This is a genomic window from Micromonospora sp. D75 (assembly GCF_018070405.1).
Classification (GTDB): domain Bacteria; phylum Actinomycetota; class Actinomycetes; order Mycobacteriales; family Micromonosporaceae; genus Micromonospora; species Micromonospora chalcea.
On record NZ_JAGPXV010000308.1, the window covers coordinates 1 to 6,972 of the forward strand.

Sequence of the window (6,972 nt, forward strand, 5' to 3'; positions counted from 1 at the left end):
ACTCCAAGATCGGCGCGAGCGCGTGGGCAGCGCAGAAGAGGGCCGTGCGCGACTACCCCGCGCGCCCGCAACATGAGACGAGCGTTTCGCTCACTGGGACTCGCGGAGATCTTGGAAGGAGAGGGCCCTCATGACGACCGCTTCCTTCCAAGATCTCTTCGTGGATCGACGCGAAACGCCAGGAGTGCCGTTGATCATGCAGTTGCGGCCCGGACTCAAGCCACAAACCCGGCACCCGAGGGGCCGCGACTGCAAGATCAGCGAGGCGAGGAGGCGGATGCGGAGGCGGAGTTGGCGTGGATCAGGACCGTGGCGCCCGCGGAGAGGGGGGCCAAGAGCCACTTCAGGGGCTGCTCGTCCTCGGTCGGGTCCACCCGGAGGCGGTCGCCGGGGTGCAGATCGAGCTGGGTGGCGATCTCGGCGGCAAGGCGACGCCACGCGCCGAAGCTGGTGCCGTCCGCGGTGGCCGGCCCGGACGGATCGACTGCCGTGTAGTCCGGCGGGTCGGTGGGGTGCCGCAGCACCTCGGCCGACCAGTCCAGCCAGCCCGGCGGCACCTCGCCGAGCGGCCCCGGACCGGTGCCCACCAGATAGCGGTGCGTCCCCTCGGGTACGTCCTCCAGCCAGTCGTCGAGGCGTTCCGGCGTCACGAACACCGCGTCGTACGGCCGGTCCGCGCCCGGTTCCAGCACCGGCAGACCGGCCAGCGCGCGGGGACGGAACGACACCGTCAACCCGACCGACCAGGCCCCGAGCAGCACCGCCGCGGTACGCCAGTGCGGCGGCAGCAGCACCGCCACCCGGTCACCGGGGCGCAGCCCGCAACCGTCGCGGAGCAGCCCGGCGCTGCGGGCCGTCCACCCGCCGAGCTGCGCGGCGGTCAGGTCGGTGCGTTCGCCCGTCCCGTCGTCGTGGTAGCTGAGCAGCGGGTACCCGACCGCGTCGGGCGCGACGGCGACGGCTGCCTGGTGGGCCATGCGCGAAACTCCTGTCTGCCGGTCCGCTCACCCTAACCGTCCGAGCCGCCCGTCCGGAGCAACCGAAGCGGCCCGGATCAGCGCACGGGCAGCTCGGGACCGCCGTCGAGCAGCGGCGCCAGCAGGTCGCCCTGCTTCTCCACCCGCTTGAGCACCTCCCCGGCGGTGTACGGCCGCGTCGACGGCCGCTTCCCGGCCGCCCCGGCCTCCACCTCGCCCCAGGTCAGCGGCGTCGACACGGCCGGCACCGGCTGGGCCCGCAGCGAGTACGGCGCCACTGTCGTCTTCGCCGCGTTGTTCTGGCTCCAGTCGATGAAGACCTTGCCGGGCCGAAGGTTCTTCGCCATCTTCGACACGACCAGCTTCGGGTGCGCCTGCTCCAGTTCCTGCGCGATCCGCTTGGCGTAGTCGGAGACGATCTCGGCGTCCTGCGTACCGGCGATCGGGCAGCACAGCTGCATGCCCTTCTTCCCGGACGTCTTCGGGAACGAGGAGATCCCGTCGGAAGCCAGCCGGTCGCGCATCAGCAGCGCCACCTGGCAGCACTGCTTGAGCGCGGCCGGGGCGCCCGGATCCAGGTCGACCACCATCATGTCCGGGTGCGCGCCGATCTTCCACTGCGGAGTGTGCAGCTCCAACGCGGCCAGGTTGGCCAGCCACACCAGCGTGGGCAGCTCGTCGCAGACCACGTAGTCGATGGTTTCCCGCCCCTTCGTGGAGCCGGGGGCGGGCAGGTTCTCGGTGCGTACCCAGCCGGGGGTCGCGGCGGGCGCGTTCTTCTCGAAGAACGAGCCGCCGTCGACGCCGTTGGGAAACCGGATCCGGGTGAGCGCGCGGTCGTTCAGGTGCGGCAGCAGCACCGGGGCGATCCGGGTGTAGTAGTCGATCACCTCGCCCTTGGTGAAGCCGGCCTGCGGGAAGAGCACCTTGTCCAGGTTGGACAGCTCCAGCGAGCGCCCCTCGACCTCGACCTTGAGCCGGTCAGCCGGCATCGTCGACCTCCTCGGGCGGCTTGTCCGGGCGCAGGCGCAGGATGCGCGGGAAACGCAGCCTCCCGTCCGGCGTGCGCTGGCCGTACTTGACCTCCACCACGATCCGGGGAGTTACCCAGATCGCGCCGCGGGCATCCTCGCGCGGCACCCCGGCGGCGAACGGCGACGCGGTGGTCCGCAGCGGTTCCAGCTCACGCAGCAGTTCCCGTTCGATGGCCGCGCCGATCCCGCCGCCGACCCGCCCCCGGTAGATCAACCGCCCGTCCGGGCCGGGCACGCCGACGAGCAGACCGCCGACGCGCCGCGCGCCGGGCCGCCAGCCGCCGACCACGAAGTCGCCGGTGACCTCCAGCTTGACCTTCACCCAGTCCGGGGAGCGCACGCCGGGCCGGTAGAGCGAGTCGACCCGCTTGGCCATCACCCCCTCCAGCCCGTGCTCGCCGGCCGCCGCGTAGGTGGCCGGGCCGTCGCCGAAGACCGGCGGCACCGCCCACCGGGCGGCGCCGAGCCCGAGCGACTCCAGCGCCGCCCGCCGCTCCCGCCACGGCCGGGCGGTCAGGTCCTCGCCGTCGAGCCGCAACAGGTCGAAGATCATGTACGTGACGGGTACGGTCGCCGCCAGCCGAGCCGCCTTGGCCGGGTTGCGCACGTGCATTCGTTCGGCGAGCGCGGTGAACGAGGGCTGCCCGTCGGTGAAGAGGACCACCTCGCCGTCGAGCAGCGCGTCACCGACCTGCTCGGCCAGGTTGAGCAGTTCCGGGTACGCGGTGGTGATCTCGACGCCGGAGCGGGCGTAGAAGTGCCGGTCGCCGCGGGAGATGTCGGCGAGCGCGCGGACGCCGTCCCACTTGAACTCGTACGACCAGGCGGCGCCGGCCGGGAGCTGCCCGGTCGTCGCGAGCATCGGCTTCAACGGCGCGCCGGGCACGTTCCGACTGTAGTTGGGTGCGGAAGCGCGTGCGTCCCGTTCGATCGTTTGCGATTCTGGTGGTCAACCGGGGAGAGGAGCGCGGGTATGCGGGCGATCTGGAAAGGAGCGGTGTCGTTCGGCCTGGTGTCGATCGGAGTGAAGGTCTACTCGGCCACCGAGGAGAAGGACATCCGTTTCCACCAGGTGCACCGTGAGGACGGCGGCCGGATCCGCTACAAGCGCACCTGCTCGGTCTGCGGCGAGGAGGTCACCTACGACGACATCGCCAAGGGGTACGACATCGGTGGTGGCGAGATGGTCATCCTCACCGACGAGGATTTCGCCGACCTGCCGTTGAGCACGTCGCACGCGATCGACGTGCTGGAGTTCGTACCGGCCGAGCAGGTCGATCCGATCCTCTACAACAAGGCGTACTTCCTGGAGCCGGAGGGCTCGGCGACGAAGCCGTACGTGCTGCTGCGCGACGCGCTGTCCGACTCGGAGCGGGTGGCGATCGTCAAGGTGGCGCTGCGCCAGCGGGAGCAGCTCGCGACGCTGCGGGTCCGCGAGGGCGTGCTGCTGCTCAACACCATGCTGTGGCCGGACGAGATCCGCCGGCCCGACTTCGGTTTCCTGGACGAGGACCTGAAGGTACGCCCGCCGGAGCTGGCGATGGCCAGTTCACTGATCGACTCGATGGCCGGCGAGTTCGAGCCGGACGCCTTCACCGACGACTACCGGGCGGCGTTGCAGGAGGTCATCGACGCGAAGGTCGAGGGCCGCGAGGTGGTGCAGCCGGAGGAGGAAGAGGCCGCGCCGGCCGCCGCGGTGGACCTGATGGCCGCGCTGAAGGCATCCGTGGAGCGGGCCCGGGCGGCCCGGGGCGAGGCGCCGTCCGGCGGTGGGGCCGAGCCGACTCCGATCTCGTCGGCCCGATCGGCGAAGAAGGCCGCGAAGAAGGCCCCGGCCCGGAAGCCGGCCGAGAAGAAGGCCGAGCCGGCGAAGAAGACGGCCGCCAAGAAGACCCCCGCGAAGAAGACGGCGGAGAAGAAGACCGAACCGGCCAAGAAGACCGCCGCCAAGAAGACGACGGCGAAGAAGGCCGCCGCGAAGAAGAGCGCCTGACGCGCGTACGGCCGGGGCCCCGCCCTCGGTGGAGGGCGGGGCCGGGCCGCTCAGCCTCGCCCGAGCTTCTCGGTCGGGGTGACCCGGACGATGACACGCTCCTCGCCGGGGCGCCGCCACGGGTACGTGTCCTGGCCGAGGTACTTCTTCGCCAGCCGGTCGATGTGCTCGTCGGCGCCCTCGGTGACGAACTCGACGGTGCCCTTGATCCAGAGCGTGCGGAAGTCGTCGGCCTTGTCCGCCACCGACACCGCGACCACCGGGTTGCGGGCCATGTTCAGGTACTTTTGCCGCCCCTTGGCCGTGTTGAACACGATGTGCTCGCCGTCGGTGTCGACCCAGACCGGGGTGACGTGCGGGGTGCCGTCGGCCTCGATCGTCGCCACGTGCGCGAGCTGCGGCTCGCCGAGCAGGGCCAGGTCTTCTTCACTGAGGATCGCCATGCCCGAAACGTACCCTGTGCGGTGCCCCCGTATCGGTCTCCGTGTCCTGATCGGTGCGGGCGTATGGGCACGCTGGGGCTCCGGGCGGGTACCGTGTGCGCTGGCCTCGGCGGCGGCCCGCCGGGGGCGCACCCACCCACCCTGCAGGGAGTCGACGTGAGCGAGCGTGTGGAGAACCGGTCGGAGGGCCAGGCCGCCCCGGCCACCAAGGCAGGGCGGCGGCTGGCCGCCCAGCTGGCCGAGAAAAAGGCCGCCGAGGCGCGCCGCCGCCGGCAGTCGATGCTCGGCGCGGCTGTCGGCGTGCTCGCCGTGGTGGCCCTGGTCGGTGGCCTGGTCTGGCTGAACAGCGGGGACGACGACAAGGCGGCCACCGCCGGCTCCTCGGCCAGCCCCACCGCCCCGGTCGAGCCCACCGAGATGCCCGCTCCGGAGCTGCCCGCCGGCATCGACCCGGCGCTGAAGACCAAGCCGACAGTGCAGGCCGGCACCGGCGAGCTGACCAAGCTCACCGTCACCACGCTGGTGAAGGGCACCGGGCCGGCGGTGAAGGCCGGGCAGAACATCACCACCAACTACGTGGGCGTGTTCTACTCCGACGGCAAGCAGTTCGACGCGTCCTGGGACAACGGCCAGCCGGCCACCTTCCAGATCGGCGTGGGCCAGGTCATCAAGGGCTGGGACCAGGGCCTGGTCGGCGTGCCGGTGGGCAGCCGGGTGCAGCTGGACCTGCCGGCCGATCTGGCGTACGGCAACGACGCCGCCGGTGGCCGCCCGGCCGGGCCGCTGCGCTTCGTCGTCGACGTGCTGGCTGCGCAGTAGCTCACTCCAGGCTTCCGTCCGGTCACCCTGCGGCAGTAGGTTCATGGTCACCGCGGGCGCCACGTCCGTCCGCGGTGATCTGCTCACCGACGCGGAGGTGCACGTGGCGGCGCTGGACGGGGCCGGGGCGACCCGGCAGATGTGGACGCTGTACGAGCCGGTCCACGCGGTGACCTACTTCCACCCGCGGGCCCGCGCCGCGTTCGAGGCGGTCGGGCTGCGCGGCTACTGGCGCGGCTACTTCGCGGGGCGGGCCGCGCCGCTCGGCGCGGTCGACGCGCCCGCCGTGACCGCGGCGTTCTTCAGCTTCGCGCCGGCCATGGTGGCCCGCGCGCTGCCGTCGGTGTGGCGTCTGGCCACCCCGGAGGAGGCGCTGCGGGCGCGGCTCACCGGTGGTGTGCAGGCGCTCGCCGAGTTCACCTACGAGCTGCCCGAGTCGCATCTGGTCGAGGCCGCCGACCTGCTGGAGGAGGCGGCCGGGCGGGTGGACACGGCCGGGCGGGTGCTCGGCGCGGTGAACGCCGCACTGCCCCGGGGCGAGTACCCGCTGGCCCGGCTCTGGCAGGCCGCCACCACGCTGCGCGAGCACCGCGGTGACGGCCACGTGGCGGCGCTGGTGACGACCGGGCTGGAACCGGCCGAGGTGGTGGCCTGGCGGTGCCGGGTCGACCAGTCCCGCGAGTTCCACCAGCCCGCCCGGGGCTGGACCGACGAGCAGTGGGCCGCGGCCGAGGAGCGGCTGGTGGAGAAGGGCTGGCTGACCGCCGACCGGACGGCCACGCCGTACGCCACGGAGACGTTCCGCGCGGTCGAGGAGGCCACCGACCGGGCCGCTGCGGGGCCGTGGCGGGCGCTGGGCGCGGAACGTACCGCCCGGCTGCGGGACCTGCTGGAGCCGATCGCTACCCGCTGCCGCACGATCATCCCGGCCAAGGCGCCGATCGGCCTGCCGGCACAGCGGTCGGTCGGAGCCGCGCTGCCACGGTGAGCCGGGCCGCCGGCTGGGGCAGGATGGCGGCATGGTGGACGCGGTGCTTTTCGACCTGGACGGCGTGATCGTGGACTCCGAGCCGGTCTGGGAGAAGGTCCGGCGCGCGTACGTGGCCGAGCACGGCGGCGTCTGGCAGCGGGACACGCAGCGCCGGCTGATGGGCATGAGCACCGGCGAGTGGGCCGAGTACCTCAGCGGTGAGCTGGGCGTCGACAGGTCGGCCGAGCAGGTCGCCACCGAGGTGGTGACCGAGATGGCCCGCCGGTACGCGCAGCGCGTACCCGTGATCGACGGGGCGGAGGAGGTCGTGCGCCGCATCGCCGCGCGGTGGCCGCTCGGGCTGGCCAGCTCCTCCCCGACCCGGCTGATCGCGGCGGCGCTGGACGCGACGGGCCTGGCCGGCTCGTTCGGGGCGACGCTGTCGACGGAGGAGACCGCCCGGGGCAAGCCCGCGCCGGACGTGTGGCTCGCGGTGGCCGGGCGGCTGGGCGTCGACCCGGCCCGCTGCGTGGCCGTGGAGGACTCGTCGAACGGGGTCCGTTCGGCAGCTGCCGCCGGGTGCCGGGTGGTGGCGGTGCCGCACGGGTCGTACCCGCTCGATCCGGACGCCGAGGCGCTCGCGACCGTGCTGCTCCCCTCGATCGGCGCGCTCACGCCCGCTGTGGTGGCGGGGATCGACTGAACCACCCACCCGCCGCCACCACCCGGCCTACGG

The 6,972-nt window shown here is 72.7% G+C and carries 8 protein-coding genes; 4 read left to right on the plus strand and 4 right to left on the minus strand.

What is annotated here, in order from left to right; translation table 11 throughout:
* Positions 1 to 257: 257 nt before the first annotated feature.
* The 3 genes from KBX39_RS18610 to ligD (KBX39_RS18620) all read right to left on the minus strand — a co-directional run bounded on the left by KBX39_RS18610 (position 258) and on the right by ligD (KBX39_RS18620) (position 2,897).
* Positions 258 to 977 (minus strand): TIGR03089 family protein, encoded by a 720-nt coding sequence (locus KBX39_RS18610; protein ID WP_210871724.1) that lies wholly within the window; start codon positions 975 to 977, stop codon positions 258 to 260.
* Positions 978 to 1,054: 77 nt separating this feature from the next.
* A complete protein-coding gene (gene ligD, locus KBX39_RS18615) occupies positions 1,055 to 1,969 on the minus strand; it encodes a non-homologous end-joining DNA ligase (protein ID WP_210871726.1) in 915 nt (304 codons plus the stop codon).
* Positions 1,959 to 2,897, minus strand: coding sequence for a non-homologous end-joining DNA ligase (ligD, locus tag KBX39_RS18620; protein ID WP_209959726.1), 939 nt, complete (start codon positions 2,895 to 2,897; stop codon positions 1,959 to 1,961). The genes ligD (KBX39_RS18615) and ligD (KBX39_RS18620) overlap by 11 nt, the downstream gene beginning before the upstream one ends.
* An 87-nt stretch (positions 2,898 to 2,984) precedes the next feature.
* On the opposite strand from ligD (KBX39_RS18620), the gene KBX39_RS18625 reads away from it, so the two are divergent.
* Positions 2,985 to 4,004, plus strand: a complete 1,020-nt coding sequence (locus KBX39_RS18625) for a Ku protein (protein WP_043327190.1) — start codon at positions 2,985 to 2,987, stop codon at positions 4,002 to 4,004.
* A gap of 50 nt (positions 4,005 to 4,054) precedes the next feature.
* On the opposite strand, the gene KBX39_RS18630 is transcribed toward KBX39_RS18625, so the two are convergent.
* A complete protein-coding gene (locus KBX39_RS18630) occupies positions 4,055 to 4,447 on the minus strand; it encodes a PPOX class F420-dependent oxidoreductase (RefSeq protein ID WP_043327192.1) in 393 nt (130 codons plus the stop codon).
* A gap of 63 nt (positions 4,448 to 4,510) precedes the next feature.
* Here KBX39_RS18630 and KBX39_RS18635 point away from each other — a divergent pair, with 63 nt between their 5' ends.
* From KBX39_RS18635 to KBX39_RS18645, 3 genes are all read left to right on the plus strand, one after another.
* Positions 4,511 to 5,266: an FKBP-type peptidyl-prolyl cis-trans isomerase gene (locus KBX39_RS18635; protein WP_043327194.1), complete on the plus strand. Its 756-nt coding sequence runs from the start codon at positions 4,511 to 4,513 to the stop codon at positions 5,264 to 5,266.
* A 139-nt stretch (positions 5,267 to 5,405) separates the two neighbouring features.
* Positions 5,406 to 6,254 (plus strand): hypothetical protein, encoded by an 849-nt coding sequence (locus tag KBX39_RS18640; RefSeq protein ID WP_210871730.1) that lies wholly within the window; start codon positions 5,406 to 5,408, stop codon positions 6,252 to 6,254.
* 31 nt (positions 6,255 to 6,285) lie between these two features.
* Positions 6,286 to 6,939: an HAD family phosphatase gene (locus tag KBX39_RS18645; protein WP_210871728.1), complete on the plus strand. Its 654-nt coding sequence runs from the start codon at positions 6,286 to 6,288 to the stop codon at positions 6,937 to 6,939.
* Positions 6,940 to 6,972: the final 33 nt, after the last annotated feature.